12 protein-coding genes and 2 tRNA genes are annotated in these 14,241 nt (G+C 66.7%); 8 read left to right on the top strand and 6 right to left on the bottom strand.

All coding sequences use genetic code 11. The features are described 5' to 3' along the window. Window positions 1-108 precede the first annotated feature (108 nt). From ACYVL2_RS15740 to ACYVL2_RS15730, 3 genes are all read left to right on the top strand, one after another. A complete protein-coding gene (locus tag ACYVL2_RS15740; RefSeq protein WP_460545009.1) occupies window positions 109-738 on the top strand; it encodes a DUF47 domain-containing protein in 630 nt (209 codons plus the stop codon). 1 nt (window position 739) lies between these two features. Continuing rightward, window positions 740-1,738 (top strand): inorganic phosphate transporter, encoded by a 999-nt coding sequence (locus ACYVL2_RS15735; RefSeq protein ID WP_460545007.1) that lies wholly within the window; start codon window positions 740-742, stop codon window positions 1,736-1,738. Between the two features lie 71 nt (window positions 1,739-1,809). Beyond that, window positions 1,810-2,544 (top strand): NUDIX hydrolase, encoded by a 735-nt coding sequence (locus tag ACYVL2_RS15730; RefSeq protein WP_460545005.1) that lies wholly within the window; start codon window positions 1,810-1,812, stop codon window positions 2,542-2,544. Between the two features lie 43 nt (window positions 2,545-2,587). On the opposite strand, the gene mshD is transcribed toward ACYVL2_RS15730, so the two are convergent. From mshD to ACYVL2_RS15715, 3 genes are all read right to left on the bottom strand, one after another. Next, window positions 2,588-3,532, bottom strand: a complete 945-nt coding sequence (gene mshD, locus ACYVL2_RS15725) for a mycothiol synthase (RefSeq protein ID WP_460545003.1) — start codon at window positions 3,530-3,532, stop codon at window positions 2,588-2,590. A 122-nt stretch (window positions 3,533-3,654) separates the two neighbouring features. Further along, window positions 3,655-3,746 (bottom strand) — tRNA-Ser (locus ACYVL2_RS15720). Window positions 3,747-3,791: 45 nt separating this feature from the next. Next, window positions 3,792-4,637: an IucA/IucC family C-terminal-domain containing protein gene (locus ACYVL2_RS15715; RefSeq protein ID WP_460545001.1), complete on the bottom strand. Its 846-nt coding sequence runs from the start codon at window positions 4,635-4,637 to the stop codon at window positions 3,792-3,794. A 289-nt stretch (window positions 4,638-4,926) separates the two neighbouring features. On the opposite strand from ACYVL2_RS15715, the gene ACYVL2_RS15710 reads away from it, so the two are divergent. Together ACYVL2_RS15710 and ACYVL2_RS15705 are read left to right on the top strand one after the other, a co-directional pair. After that, complete coding sequence (locus ACYVL2_RS15710; RefSeq protein WP_460544998.1) at window positions 4,927-5,706, top strand: CPBP family intramembrane glutamic endopeptidase; 780 nt, start codon at window positions 4,927-4,929, stop codon at window positions 5,704-5,706. A gap of 90 nt (window positions 5,707-5,796) precedes the next feature. Next, window positions 5,797-5,886, top strand: a tRNA-Ser gene (locus ACYVL2_RS15705). 183 nt (window positions 5,887-6,069) lie between these two features. Here ACYVL2_RS15705 and ACYVL2_RS15700 read toward each other — a convergent pair. Beyond that, complete coding sequence (locus tag ACYVL2_RS15700; RefSeq protein ID WP_460544996.1) at window positions 6,070-7,314, bottom strand: pentapeptide repeat-containing protein; 1,245 nt, start codon at window positions 7,312-7,314, stop codon at window positions 6,070-6,072. A 544-nt stretch (window positions 7,315-7,858) separates the two neighbouring features. On the opposite strand from ACYVL2_RS15700, the gene ACYVL2_RS15695 reads away from it, so the two are divergent. After that, window positions 7,859-9,748: an alkyl/aryl-sulfatase gene (locus tag ACYVL2_RS15695; RefSeq protein ID WP_460544994.1), complete on the top strand. Its 1,890-nt coding sequence runs from the start codon at window positions 7,859-7,861 to the stop codon at window positions 9,746-9,748. Window positions 9,749-9,839: 91 nt separating this feature from the next. On the opposite strand, the gene ACYVL2_RS15690 is transcribed toward ACYVL2_RS15695, so the two are convergent. Then, a complete protein-coding gene (locus tag ACYVL2_RS15690) occupies window positions 9,840-10,235 on the bottom strand; it encodes a DUF7144 family membrane protein (protein WP_460544992.1) in 396 nt (131 codons plus the stop codon). 256 nt (window positions 10,236-10,491) lie between these two features. Here ACYVL2_RS15690 and ACYVL2_RS15685 point away from each other — a divergent pair, with 256 nt between their 5' ends. Together ACYVL2_RS15685 and ACYVL2_RS15680 are read left to right on the top strand one after the other, a co-directional pair. Beyond that, on the top strand, window positions 10,492-11,637 hold the full coding sequence (locus ACYVL2_RS15685) for a PQQ-dependent sugar dehydrogenase (RefSeq protein WP_460544990.1): 1,146 nt from the start codon (window positions 10,492-10,494) through the stop codon (window positions 11,635-11,637). 103 nt (window positions 11,638-11,740) lie between these two features. Then, window positions 11,741-12,256 carry an aspartyl protease family protein gene (locus ACYVL2_RS15680; protein WP_460544988.1) on the top strand — a complete coding sequence of 172 codons (516 nt, stop codon included), beginning with the start codon at window positions 11,741-11,743 and terminating at the stop codon, window positions 12,254-12,256. Window positions 12,257-12,297: 41 nt separating this feature from the next. Here the strand turns inward: ACYVL2_RS15680 and ACYVL2_RS15675 are convergent, their stop codons facing one another. Next, complete coding sequence (locus tag ACYVL2_RS15675; RefSeq protein WP_460544986.1) at window positions 12,298-13,584, bottom strand: LacI family DNA-binding transcriptional regulator; 1,287 nt, start codon at window positions 13,582-13,584, stop codon at window positions 12,298-12,300. Between the last annotated feature and the right edge of the window lie 657 nt (window positions 13,585-14,241).

Here is a 14,241-nt window from a genome sequence, read left to right as displayed (position 1 = left end):
GGAGTTCGTTCACCTGGATGTTACCTTCAGCGTGACAATTTCCAGCCGTCCCGCTACCCAATCGGTACTGTGAGGGCAGCACAACGACCGAAAGACCGAGGTACCCCAGTGCGTTTCTCGCTGAAACCTCAAGAAGGCGCGTTCTACGCCTTCTTCTCCGAGGCCGCAGGGAACATCAGACGCGGCGTTGACATCCTCGCCGAGTTGGGCGGCGACAAGCCCGACTACCAGTCGATATCCGAGCGACTGGTCGACGTCGAGCACGACAACGACGAACTCACCCACCGCGTGTTCAACAAGATCAACTCGACGTTCGTCACCCCGATGGACCGCAACGACATGCACGAGCTCGCCGGCAAGCTCGACGACGTCCTCGACCACATCGAGGCCGCCGCCAACCTCGTCTACCTCTACGGACTCTCCGAACTGCCCTCCCTCCCCCGCGAGATGATCGAGCAGGTCGCCGTCCTCGAATCCCAGGCCGCGCTCCTCGACCAGTACATGCCCAAGCTCCAAGGCCTCAACTCCGGCATGAAGGAGTTCTGGATCGAGTGCAACCGCCTCGAGAACGACGGCGACCGCGCCTACCGCATGCTCCTGGTGCGCCTCTACTCCGGCGAATACGAGACCCTCACCGTCATGAAGCTCAAAGAAGTCGCCGACGAACTCGAAGCCGCCTGCGACTCCTTCGAGCACGTCAGCAACGTGATCGAAGCCGTGTACGTCAAGGAATCCTGACGTGGACGCCAACCTCATAGCGGTGATCGTGGTCGTCGCCGCGGCGTTGATGTTCGCCTTCACCAACGGCTTCCACGACTCCGCCAACGCGATCGCCACCTCCATCTCCACCCGCGCGCTCAAACCCCGCACGGCCCTGGCCATGGCCGCCGTCGGCAACTTCGTCGGCGCCTACCTCGGCGGCGAAGTCGCCTCCACCGTCGCCAGCGGCCTGGTCGAGCTCCCCATCTCCATGAACGGCCTGACCATCGTCCTGGCCGGCGTGCTCGGCTCCATCGGCTGGAACTACGTCGCCTGGTACTTCGGCTGGCCCATCTCGGCGTCCCACTCCCTCCTCGGCGGCGTCGCCGGCGCCACCATCGCCGGAGGAGCGACCGTCCTGTGGGGCGGCTTCCTCGGCAAAGTCGCCATCCCCACCATCGTCTCGCCCCTGGTCGGCTTCGGACTCGGCTTCCTGGTCATGGTCGCCGTCTACTGGCTCTTCCGCAAAGGCAGCCCCGACCGCCTCAACCGCGGCTTCCGCCACGCCCAGAGCGTCTCGGCCGCCGCCATGGCCGTCGGCCACGGCATGCAGGACGCGGCCAAGACCATCGGCATCATCGTCCTGGCCCTCTACGTCGGCGGCTACCAGGACACCGCCACCGACATCCCGTGGTGGGTCTACATCGCGGCGGCCGCCGCGCTGGCCCTCGGCACCTACCAGGGCGGCTGGCGCATCATCCGCACCCTCGGCCGCAGAATCATCGACCTGCACCCGCCGCAGGGCTTCGCGGCCGAGACCGTCGCCTCGGCGGTGCTGTTCGCCAACACCCAGATCGGCGCGCCGATCTCGACCACGCACATCATCACCTCCTCGATCATGGGCGTCGGCGCCACCGGCGGCAAACGCGCCGTCCGGTGGGGCGTGGCCCGCACGATCGTGATGGCCTGGATCCTGACGTTCCCGACCGCCGGCCTGGTCGGAGCGCTGATGTACTTCCCGGCCAGCTGGATCCTCTGACGAGCGGGCCCGGCCCGCCGGATTCACGTATTGGGCTGGGACTGGGCGCGCGCGTCGGCTAGCGTGGGGCTATGTCCATCCAGCGCTACGGGAAATGGGACTTTCGGGCGGTCGACAAGGCCGCGGCCGCCCGAGCCCGGGCCCGCCTGAGAGCCCAGGGCGCGCCGGCCGAACCCGAACGCGCCGCCGCGGTGGTCCTGCTCCGCGAGGCGCCCCTGCGCGTGTTCCTGCTGCGCCACACCGCCAAGGAGCCCTTCGGCGTCTCGGGCGAGCGGCCCGAGCCGGTGCGTGAGCGATGGCCGACCGGCCCCGAGGTGGGAGGCGACCCGCACGGACGGTCGTGCCGGTACGGCTTCCCCGGCGGGCGGCACAAACCCGACGACCCGGACGTCGCGATGACCGGGGTGCGGGAGGTCGAGGAGGAGACCGGCGCGATGGTGGCGCTCCAGCGCGCCTGGTCGCGGTGGGTCACGCCCGAGTACGAGCCGGTGCGGTTCGACGCCTGGATCTACGTGGCGACGCTCGCCGAGGGCTTCCAGCCGCGCATCCGCGTGCGCGAACCCGAGTACGCCACCTGGATCGGCCCCGAGCAGGCCGTCTGCCAGTACGGCGGCCAGATGTCGATGCCCGAGGCCACGACACTGGCCGAGCTGAGCCGCTACTCCACGGTCGGCGAGGTCTTCGCCGCCGCCGAGCAGCGCGACATGACCCCGATCCTGCCGCGCCTGACCTTGAACGGCGACCGCCCCCGACTGGCGCTGCCGGGTGAAGAGGGATACCCGTCCGGCGCCCTCTCGCCGGCCTGACCGCCGCCATATCCAATAGGATATATCCTATAGGATATAGGATTCAGAGCATCGGTTTCGCCCACTGGACATCGGTACGCACCACCGCGAAACCCAGCGACCGGTACAGCTGCACCGCCCGGGTGTTCGATTCGTCGGTATAGAGGTCCACCTGCCGGATCCCGTGCGCCGCCATGTGCGCCAGCCCCGCGAACGTGAGGACCTTCCCGAGCCCCGTGCCTTGAGCCCGCGGATCGACACCGAGCACGTAGACCTCGCCGACACCGCCCTCGACCTTCGTCCAGTGGAAGCCGAGCATCCCCTGCTCGTCCTCGGCGACGATGAGCCCCTCGGGATCGAACCAGCGCTCGCCGATCCGGTCGGCCAGATCCCCGACCGTCCAGCGGCCCTGCTCGGGATGGTCGGCGAACGCCGCCGCGTTCACCCGCGTCCACGCCTCCTCGTCCTCCCCGACCTCGAACGGACGCAACGTGATGCCCTCAGGGAGGGCCAACGGTGCGCCGGAACCGGTCGGCCAGTTGCCCTTCGCGCCCGCCGGCCACGCCGACGGCCATGTGAAGCCCTCCAGGTCCCGAGCGAGCTGGAAGAGCACCCGATCGCGACTGAAACCCTCCGAACCGGACAGTGCTGCGGCCGCGGGAAGGTCGCCGTGCGCCCACACCCGCAGCTGGGTGACGTTCGACTCGAGCGAGTCGATCACCGATCGCAACAGGTTGCGGCCCACGCCCCTCCTGCGGTGGTCCGGATCCACCGCCAACTCGGCCTCGGCGGACGTCCCCACCGTCTCGACCTGCGCGTAACCGATGATCTTGTCGGGCCGGTCTTCCTGGGGGACAAGAAAATGCGCCCGAGTAGGCGAACCCGGCTTGTGGAGTCCGAGCATCGTCTGCTCGTTGAACGGGTCGATGCCGTCGTCGTTAGCGCACCGGTGTGCAAGCGTAACGATCTTGTGAATATCCCGACCCGGAAGTGAAGCATGTTGCGCCATGCGGTTACCATAGGCTCTGGGACTCAGCACCGTGCCGGGGTGCTGAGTCCCGCTTCGTTTCACGGACCGCTTCGCGGCCGCAGCGCACCGCCGATCGGATTCGGACGGCGCGCCGCCCGGTCTGGCGGAGAGGGTGGGATTCGAACCCACGGTGGGCTTTGACACCCACGGCGGTTTTCAAGACCGCTGCACTAGTCCACTATGCGACCCCTCCGGGCCCTGAAGGCACAGGCAAATCTATCAAACGGGCCGCTAGCCCTCAGCGGTGCTCGCTCTGCACGCAGCAGGTCGCGCAGGTGCCGCAGCCGTCGATGGTGAACGCCAGGCAGCAGGTGTGACGCTGGTAGACCAGTCGGCCCCCCGGGTCGGTGGAGACATCGACCAGCTCGGCCACGCCGAAGGTCTCCAGCAGCGTCGCCGCGACCTCCTCGGCCGGCTCGCGACCCGCGCTCGAACAGGTCGCGGTCGCATAGGCGATCCCGGACGCCAGCGAACCCAGCAGCGTGCGCCGCCCGATGCGGACCTCGCGGCGGATCGCCTCGAGCACCGGGTCGAGGTGCCCCTCCAGCAGTGACGTCCGCGCCCGCTCGAGCAGCTCGCGCTCGTCGGCGACGATCTCGATGCCGGGCGCGCCCGACATGGGGTCGTCCGGCAGGGCCAGGAACCGCGGGCGGGTTTGCCGCCCGGAGAACATGGGCTCCCCGGTATCGGCGATGGTGAACACGAAGTCGTCGGCCTCGAGAACCGGGATGCGCCTCGCGGCGAGGTAACCGAGCACCACCGGCAGCAGCGCCCAATAGCAGTAGGTCTTCCAAGCCAGAGCGGCCGACGCGTGCGGCGAGCCGCCCCACAGGCGCTCAGAGTCGGCCAGGAGCTCGTCGATGCGACTGCCGTCGGCCAGCGCCGAACCGGTCAGCTGCACGCCCTCAGGAGCGTCATAGCCGTCGAGCCACGGACGCAGGCCCATCAGCGGCTGCGGGCCGTGGACGCGCTCGATGTGGTCGGCGGCGGTGCGCAACGGCGCGAGCAGGTCGGGGAAGCCCGGGTGGCGCGGAGCGAACTCGCGCGGCACGGGGCGCGTGAAATCGACGGCGGCGGCGCTCACCACGGGAGGCCCTCCACACGTGCGAATCCCATCGACAACCCCTTCCAAGTAAGGCTCGGCTAACCTTACCTGACTCGCGCACGGAAGTGTCAAGGAAACGACAGTGGGAGCGAGGCGCAAATTGACGAAAAGCGAGGTGCCGCGATCAGTGAGCGTCGCCGAGTGGGATAGGTCTCACAGCACCCCGCCTTCCTGACACCGAGTCTGCCCGCCGGCGCGCCCGCCCCATCGGACAAGCCGTCCGACCACCAGCGCTTTTCCGGCCTGGCCCATGGCAGGCTTGGCGCCTATGGAGCCCGACGCACCGACCGCCCCGACGCTCTCCTCCCGCACGATCAGGCGCGAGCTGCTCATCGTGCTCGCCCTCTCGCTGGGCGCCTCCGCGATCTGGGCGACCGTCAGCTTCCTGGCGACCCTCACCGCCCCAGGCGGACTCGCTGACGCCACGGTCGCGATGAACAGCGCCAGAGCAGCTGCCGAACGGCCCTGGCTCGACCTGACCCGGCAGCTGCTGAGCCTCGTCTTCGCGCTGGCGCCGGTCGCCCTCGCCCTCCACCTCCTCGCACTCGACCGCGGCGATCCCTTCCGCATGATCGGCCTCGACCACCGGCGCCCGGCCTTCGACCTCGTGGGCGGCGCGGCCCTGGCGGCGGCCATCGGCATCCCCGGCCTCGGTCTCTACCTGGCGGCGCGCGGCCTCGGTCTCAACGTCACGATCGCCGCATCGAACCTGAACGACGTCTGGTGGGCGGTGCCGATTCTCGTCCTGGCCGCATTGAAGAACGCCCTCCTCGAAGAGGTCATCGGCGTCGGCTACCTCGTGACGCGCCTGCGGCAGCTGGCCTGGGGACCGGTCGCCATCGTGGTCGCCCACGCGGTCCTGCGCGGCACCTACCACCTGTACCAGGGCGTCGGCGGGTTCATCGGCAACGCCGTGATGGGGGCGGTGTTCGCCTTGTGCTTCCTCCGCTGGAAGCGCACGGGACCGCTGGTGGTCGCGCACACGCTGCTGGACATCGTGGCCTTCGTCGGGTACCTGGCCGTCGCGCCGCACGTGAGCTGGCTCTGACGGACCCGAACCCGCTTGGGCCGCGCCCATGCGTCCCGGTATGCTCGTTTCTCGGTACGCGCCAAAGCCGACATCCCGGCTCAGCGTCCCGGAGGATTCGCATAGTGGCCTAGTGCGCCCGCCTGCTAAGCGGGTTCCGGTTGATCCCGGTCGGGGGTTCGAATCCCCCATCCTCCGCCAAACAGCCCCGTTGACCTGCATCAACGCAGCGTCGGCGGGGCTTCGTTGTTCTCCGATCTCACCCGTTCGTGACCGCTCTTGTCCCTTGCTTGGGGCACGCCAGGGGCACGCGTCTCCAACCCTCTCGTCCCGAACTATCGGCACTTAGATTAACCAGGGCCATTCAAGACGGATTTCGGCTGTTCAGGGCCGTTCGGAGGCATCCTCGCTTTCACTGGTTGCTGTACTTTGCTGCCGCGGGACCTCTGCTCCAGGACCCACCGAGCCGACACTAGGCTGCACAAGAATTCTCACTTCGGACTCGGGGGGCAACAAGATCGCTTCAGGAAGAACTTCACCTTCCTCTAGATAACCATATGCCGGGGGCGCAGACCAATCTGCGACCTCCCTAAAGTCAACTTTGCTTTCTGTAAAGGTAGGCTCGAAGAACCAAATATCGGTACCGCTCAGTTCCGCTTCGCTAAATGAAACTACTCCGGGAGCCGTCGCTTTGGCGTTGAACCTTGACTTAAAGAAGCTTACTTCACCAGAATCAAACTTGAATTTGTTGAAGGATGTCTTAATTGATCCAAATTCAGTATTGTTGAACAACAATTCACCATGACCCGTAATTGATCCGTACTCGAAATTTGTTTCCTTGCCCATGAAGCTGGCGTCCTTAAAGTTGACCATCGCATTCTCGACCTCAATACCAGCGAAGTCCACGCCCTGATGAAATTCAGCTTCACAGAATTCTATGATACCGTCCGGGAAATGTGCATACTCAAACGATACTTGGGATCCAAGGAATTTGGCTCGCTTGAAGTCACCACCATCGAATACGACAGAACTGAAATTGAAAGTACACCAGTGCCAGGTCTTCCCACTCACTGGCTTCGCGCGCAAACGTTCCCCAATGAGGTCGATTATTAGTCTGCGAACTCTTTGTTGTTCGTGCATCTGGACATGGGCATCCCAATCCGAATGGGCAACGTGATCATCGTAGTAATTCGGGGTTTCATAATGCATTCGCAAGTAACCACAAAGAACATCGACACAGATCTGTCGACCCTGATCCCAGTCGTCAGCCAGGTTAGTAATTGCGTAGACTCCGGATAGGCGGCTCGCCACCTTGTCCGAAGAAAGTTGTTCGGTTGCAGCAGCAAAACGCTCATTGAAGTGCCTAGATTCTTCGCGAAGCTCTGCGAGTTCATTGTCCCTTTGACGTCGATATGCGACCGTGAGTGCCACAACGCCGCCAATACCTGCCACCGCGTAGAATACTATTCGAATAATCTCAAGCTTCTCGGAGTCGGTTGGATTTGATACCGATGGAAGAGCTAGCGAACCCGTAAAAAGATACCACAGTGCGTAAACTATACCTAGTGCGACAATAACGGCAAACAAGACGTGAATAGAGAGCGGCAAACGGCGGCGTGATTTATACATCTGCTAGTTCTACCAGTCTTGAGCCACTCGAGGTTTCCCGACTGAGAGTTCCAAGGAAAGAACCACCGCTCTCAGAAGACTTTTAGTACTTATGGCTCGTTGCCCCGGCCAAGGGTTCCGGCCGGAACTTTCGCACTTCATCTCTCAAGGCGTCTCCTGCCCGTGGCCGGCCGAGGACCGCCCGCAGCTTCGCGAGGACGGACCGCAAGGTCGGCCACGAGGCGCGGCCGCAAGGCCGCCTTGAAGATGTATAGAAAGTTTGAACACGAGCTACGCCGAAGCTATAGAGCTGCAAGGGAAGGCATGACTCGAGGGGCGGGTCTGTAAGGCGTTCGAGGGAGGCGGTGGGCGTGGCGGGTCTGGCTCGTGGTACGCGACGCGTTGTTGCCCGCCACAACCTCATGACTTGAAGTCGTCGACCTGCGGGAAAACGGGGCGCCGCCCCGTTGCGAGTTGGTCTGACCCTGCGCGGGTCTGGTAGGCGCCCGTGCGGCGATTTCCCGCTTCACCCGCAGGTGCCATCCGGTGGTGTGAGACTGTCGGCATGAGCGCATCCAAGCCCGTATCCTCGGCCATCGCGGCGCAGCAGCGCGAACTGCGCGCGCGTCTGCCGTTCGCGGACACCAGGGACTTCGACGACGCCACGCGGGGCCTGATGGCCCGACGCGAACCGAACGCCGTCACCGGCGACGACGGCGCCGTCCTGTGGGACAACGACGCCTACGCGTTCCTCGAGGGCGATGCCCCCGACAGTGTGAACCCGAGCCTGTGGCGGCAGTCCAGGCTCAACGCGATCCACGGGCTCTTCGAGGTCGTCGAGGGCATCTACCAGGTGCGGGGCCTGGACCTGGCGAACACGACGTTCGTCGAGGGCCGCGAGGGCGTGATCGTCATCGACACGCTCCTGTCGGCCGAGACCGGCGCGGCCGCGCTCGAGCTCTACCGCGAGCACCGCGGCGACCGCCCGATCAAGGCGGTCGTCTACACCCACTCGCACGCCGACCACTTCGGCGGCGTCAAAGGCTTCGTCTCCCAAGAGCAGGTCGACGCCGGGGAGGTTCGGATCTTCGCACCTGAGGGCTTCGTCGAACACGCCGTGGCCGAGAACGTGTACGCCGGCACCGCGATGAACCGCCGCGCCGCCTACATGTACGGTGCGGCCCTCGCCCGCGGCCCGCAAGGACAGGTCGGCGTCGGGCTCGGTCAGACCGTCTCGACCGGCACCGTCACCCTCATTCCACCGACCGACGAGATCACCGCGACCGGACTAGAGGAGTCGGTCGACGGTGTCCGCATGGTGTTCCAGATGGCGCCTGACACCGAGGCGCCCGCGGAGATGCTCGTCTACCTGCCCGACTTCAAGGCCTTGTGCGCGGCAGAGGACGCCACCCACACTTTCCACAACCTGCTGACACTGCGCGGTGCGGTCGTGCGCGACCCGCACGGCTGGGCGCGGTACCTCACCGAGACGATCGACCTGTTCGGCCTCGACGCCGAGGTCGTGTTCGCTTCGCACCACTGGCCGATCTGGGGCACCGAGCGCGTCGTCGAGTTCCTTTCGCTCCAGCGCGACCTGTACGCCTACGTGCACGATCAGACGGTGCGCCTGCTCAACAAGGGCCTCACCGGGCCGGAGATCGCCGAACAGATCGAGCTGCCGCCGGCGCTGGAGAACGCCTGGAGCGCCCGCGGTTACTACGGCTCGGTCAGCCACAACGTCAAGGCCGTCTACCAGCGCTATCTGGGCTGGTTCGACGGCAACCCCGCGAACCTGTGGCAGCACCCGCCGGTCGAGCGGGCCAAGCGATACGTCGACCTGCTCGGCGGCGCCGACGCGGTCGTGGAAGCCGCCCGCGGGTCCTTCGACTCCGGCGACTTCCGCTGGGCCGCCGAAATCCTCAACCACGCTGTGTTCGCCGAACCCGACCACACCGCCGCGCGCGAGCTTCTGGCCGATACCTACGAGCAGCTCGGATACGGGGCCGAGAACGGCACCTGGCGCAGCTTCTACCTCTCGGGCGTCACTGAGCTGCGCGAAGGACCGTTCGGGACTCCGACCGCCACGACCTCGGCCGACATGATCGGCCAGTTGACTCCCGAGATGCTCTTCGACGCTATCGCCATCCAGGTCAACGGCCCCAAGGCGTGGGACGAGCGGCTCACCGTCGACGTGGTGCTCACCGACTCAGATGAGCGCTACCGGCTGCGCCTGGCCAACGGCGTGCTCGCCTACACCACCGCCGACCAGTCCGTCGAGGCCGACGCTACCCTGACCACGACGGCCCGTGCCCTGCCCGCCCTCGCGCTCGGCGGTCTGACGACGGATCGGCTGGCGGCCGCCGGCATCGAGGTCAGCGGCGACACGTCCGTACTGAGCAGGCTCGGTTCGGTCCTGGACCCAGGCGACCCGCAGTTCCCGATCGTGACGCCCTGAGCCCGTCTCGACGCGCGCAGGCAGAGGCCGGTCGCGACAACGCGGAACAGTCTCGCTCCGAAGCGAGCGCGGCCGTTCCATATGCGAGCTTTCACGACTCCGTGCCGGCGAGGACGAACGCGAGCGACCAGATGACGAAGATGTCGAGCGCGAGGATCACCAGTGCCCACCACGGGTAGAACGGCAGGAAGAAGAACTGGTTCACCGCGGAGACGATGGCCAGGCCGATGCCGATGCCGAACGCCCACGAGCGTCCCATCAGCACGAACACGCCGACGAGCGCCACGGCGACGCCGAGGATGAGGTGAATCCATCCCCACCCGGTGATGTCGATCGAATAGAGGTAACCGGACGTGGGCACGAAGAGCTCGTCCTCGGCGATCGCGGCCAGCCCCTGAAAGAACTGGAACAACCCCAAGGTGAGCATCGTGCAGCCGGCGAACACCGCGCCCGCCGTCGCCCACGCGAGCCTGCCTGCATCGTTCATGACCGAACCCCTTCCGCCTCGAGCGCTGCTCGACCGGCCTCGACCACGGTCGGCTGAAGGCCGTCCGCTGTCTACCGTCTTACCCCTCGTGGAGCACGCCCGCGACAACTTGCCCGAATCGCCCCACCCCCGATGGGCCGCCGATTGCGACGCCGGGCTTCGTGACCGCCGCCGTATCACCGATAACAACAGTTCGACATCACATGATGTATCATCGAAAACAGAGCAAGGTTATCGATGGAAACGAGGAGCGTCCGTGAGCAGCATCAAACCGACCACCATGGTCGCGGGAGCCGCTGCGCTCAGCGTGGCGCTCGCGCTGACCGCCTGCACCGCGAACCAAGACCCCACGCCCGGCTACAGCCCCAGCACCGGGACCGATGTGGACCCGAGCGAGGCGGGCCTATACGAGCCCGGAGAACCCACCGAACTGACGACCGGGCTCGACTCGCCGTGGGGCCTGGCGTTCCTTCCGGACGGTTCGGCGCTGGTCTCGTCGCGACCGACCGGCGAGATCCGGCGCGTCCCGGCCGAAGGAGGCGAGGCCGAACTGGTCGGCGTCGTCGCCGACGTCGAGACGAGCGCCGAGGGCGGCCTGCTCGGACTGGCGGCCTCGCCGAACTTCGCGAGCGATCGCACCGTGTTCGCCTACGTTTCCGCCTCGCCGACGAACCGGGTCGTGGCCCTGCGGATCGGCGCGGACTTCGACTCGGTCGGCCAGGAGCGGGTGCTGCTCGACGGCATTCAGCACGCCGACCGCCACCACGGCGGTCGGCTGCGCATCGGGCCCGACGGCCATCTGTGGATCGGCACGGGCGACGCCTTCGAGCCCGAGAACGCCGCCGACGACGCCTCGCTCAACGGCAAGATCCTGCGCATCGCCCTGGACGGCTCCATACCCGACGACAATCCGTCCGGCAGCGCGATCTATTCGAGCGGGCACCGGAACGTCCAGGGCATCGCCTTCGGACCCGACGGCACGGTGTACGCCTCCGAACTGGGCCACCGAACCTGGGACGAGGTGAACGTCCTGCGGCCCGGGCTCGACTACGGCTGGCCCCAGACCGAAGGCATCGCCGGCGACACCGGCGAGGCGCCGATCTTCACGATCCATCCCGACCGGGCCTCGCCGTCCGGCATCGCCTACGCCGAAGGGTCGCTGTGGATGGGCGCCCTCGGCGGGCAGCGTCTCTGGCAGCTCCCGGTCGACGGCCCCGAGGCGGCCGGAGACCCGATCGAGCACTTTGTAGGCGAATACGGTCGCATCCGGACGGTGGAAGTGGCTCCCGACGGCTCACTGTGGATCGTCACCTCTAACACCGATGGCGCCACCTGGGGCGGCACCGAGCCGCGAGAAGGCGACGATCGGATCCTGCGCGTCGAACTGCTTCCACCCGAGTAAGGCGCTTCTCTCCGGGCTCGGCACGCCGGCGGAGGGTTGGGCCCGCGAACCATCGGGTACAGAACAGCTATCAGTCCGCATCACTGCCAGGAGGCGCACAGCGATGGTCAAATCGGTCCCGCTGCGGTTGGCGGCCGTGGCGATGATGGCGGCCCTCTCCGCGGGCTGCGTCGAAGTCGATGACCAGGACGGGGCGACCGGCGAGCCCGGGACCGTGTCATTGGAGGTCATTGAGCAAGGCGGCCAGACGCTGGCGTTCATCCCGGTGAGCATCTCCGGTGAGGGGCCGTTCCGCTTCGCGCTCGACACCGGCGCGTCCGTTTCGGCGATCGACGTCGACGTCGCCGAACAGCTCGATCTGCCGACCACCGGTGAGTCCCGGGAGGTCACCGGCATCTCGGGCAGCGGGCAGGCGGAGATCGCCGAAGTCGAACAGTGGCGCATGGGGGACGTGCAGCTCGACTCGACGGAGATCGCCCTGATCGACCTCCCGGACCCCGAGCGCGGTGAGGGACTGGAGGGCCTGCTCGGATCGGACGTGCTCAGCGAGTTCGGCGAGATCGTCATCGACTTCGACGACGAGGTGCTGCGACTGCCGGAGTACGACGGCAGTTCCTGATCGGTCGCCGCCGGTGGCGTACAGCTCTCGGATCCGCGCCGTCAGTGTCCGCGTGGCGGCGCGGTGCTGGAGCGGACCATCAGCGTGGTCGCCAGCTCGATATGGGTCTGGGAGAGCGGCTCGTCCCCGGCCTGGGTGAGGATCAACCCGGTGGCGGTAGCGCCGAGCTCGGAGAACGGCTGCCGCACGGTCGTGAGCCGAGGTCCTCTCCACACCGCGTCCGAGATGTCGTCGAAACCGACCACGGCCAGGTCCTCTGGAATGCGCACGCCGGTCTGGCGGGCCGCCTCATAGACGCCGAACGCCTGTAGGTCGTTGCCGCACAGCACCGCCGTCGGCGGCTCCGGCAGCCGAAGCAGGTCCCGGCCATGCTCGAGGCCGTCTTCGAATGAGAATCGAGCCCCCGTGCGCACCTGGTTCTCGTCAAGCGGCGCACCGGCGGTCTCCAGCGCCGTCCGCGCTCCCGCCAGTCGGTTCTCGGCGCACAGCCGCCCGCGCGGCCCGGTGATCACCGCGATCCGCCGATGGCCGAGTTCGAGCAGGTGCCGGGCGGCGGCGATGCCGCCCTGGCGATTGGCCGAAGCCACCGAAGGCACCGGATGCAGCGCCTCGTCGGGCGGATCGAGCGCCACCATCGGGATGCCGCTCGCGCCGAGCAGGTCGTGTTGATCCGCGGTGAAGCCGAGGTGAGCGACGATGACGCCGACGGGGCGACGGGCCAGCAGTTCCCGGGCCCAGCTGCGGCCGGCCGACTCCTCTTGGCGCGCATCGGTGAAGCCGACGCCGAGTCCGTGTTCGACGGCGACTTCCCTGGCGCCGCGCATGATCTCGGCCGCAATGTGGCCGATGAGGCCGTAGGAGACCACCTCGACGCACGCGGCCCTCACCATCTTTTCCGGACGGTGGTAGCCGTGCTCGCGCAGGAGCCACTCCACCCGGTACCGGGTCTCGGGCGCCACCCCCGGACGGCCGTTGAGGACCTTCGACACCGTAGGCGGCGACACCCCGGCCAGTCGCGCGATCGTCGCGATCGTCGACCTGCCGTTCCTCCGCCCCGGGCCGGTCGCTTCGGGCGGGCTCGGCGCACGGACCGGATCGGGGGCCTTCGGGCTCTTCAGGGCCCGGCGCTCGGCGACTTCTTGAAGCAGGCGGATGCGCACCTGCTCGGCTCGCTGCGCCGCTTCGGGCCCGGCGGCCACGGTCTCGGTGAGGTAGCGCCGTTTCCTCGTCACCGGGTCGAGCCCGGCGTAAACCCTGACGCGCAGCGAGCCGCTCGGGAGGAGCTCGATCTCTCCGCGGGCCCGCTTCGGCCCAGTGCCGGCCGTCATGGAGCCACTCTAGCCGATCGCTCCGCAGAAGCTTGCTCCACGTAGCTCCATGTAATGCTCCATGAAAGCCGGTTCAAAGCCCTAAGCCGACGAATCATGGCGGCGAGCATGGCGATATACAGGTCGAACACTCGAGTCGGATCGTTTCGCGTGGTTTCTTCTCTCACACCACACTGGAAACTCGAGACGGATCTGATGCACGTGGTGCTCAGTCGTATCGGATGATGCGGGACCTTGAATGTTGGATTCCCGGGCGAGGACACATGCAAGCGATTGCACCACCTGCGGTGCCTCATTGCCGGTCTGAGCTCGATCGATGAGAACTCGCAGATGGGGACCGGAGCCCGGGCCGGGGTGTTCAAAATTGTTTGCAAACGGTTGCCCAAGAAACCTTGACCCCCGGAGAGCCCTTTCCTTAGCCTCATTGACATGCATCTATTCCTATCGACCGGAAGGTAGAACAATGAGACTGAGACGATCAGTCGTACGCAGGCTCGCGGCGGTGCTGACCGCGGCGACCGTGGTAGTCGCCGGAGTGGCCCTGTCGGTGACTCAGGCCTCGGCGCAGTCGCATGGGGCGACGGGGTTCGCTTCGCAGAACGGTGGGACGACCGGTGGTGCGGGCGGGCAGACGGTACGGGCCAGTACCGGTACCGA

This window comes from Glycomyces halotolerans (assembly GCF_054779575.1).
This window is presented reverse-complemented; position numbering and strand designations above follow the sequence as displayed.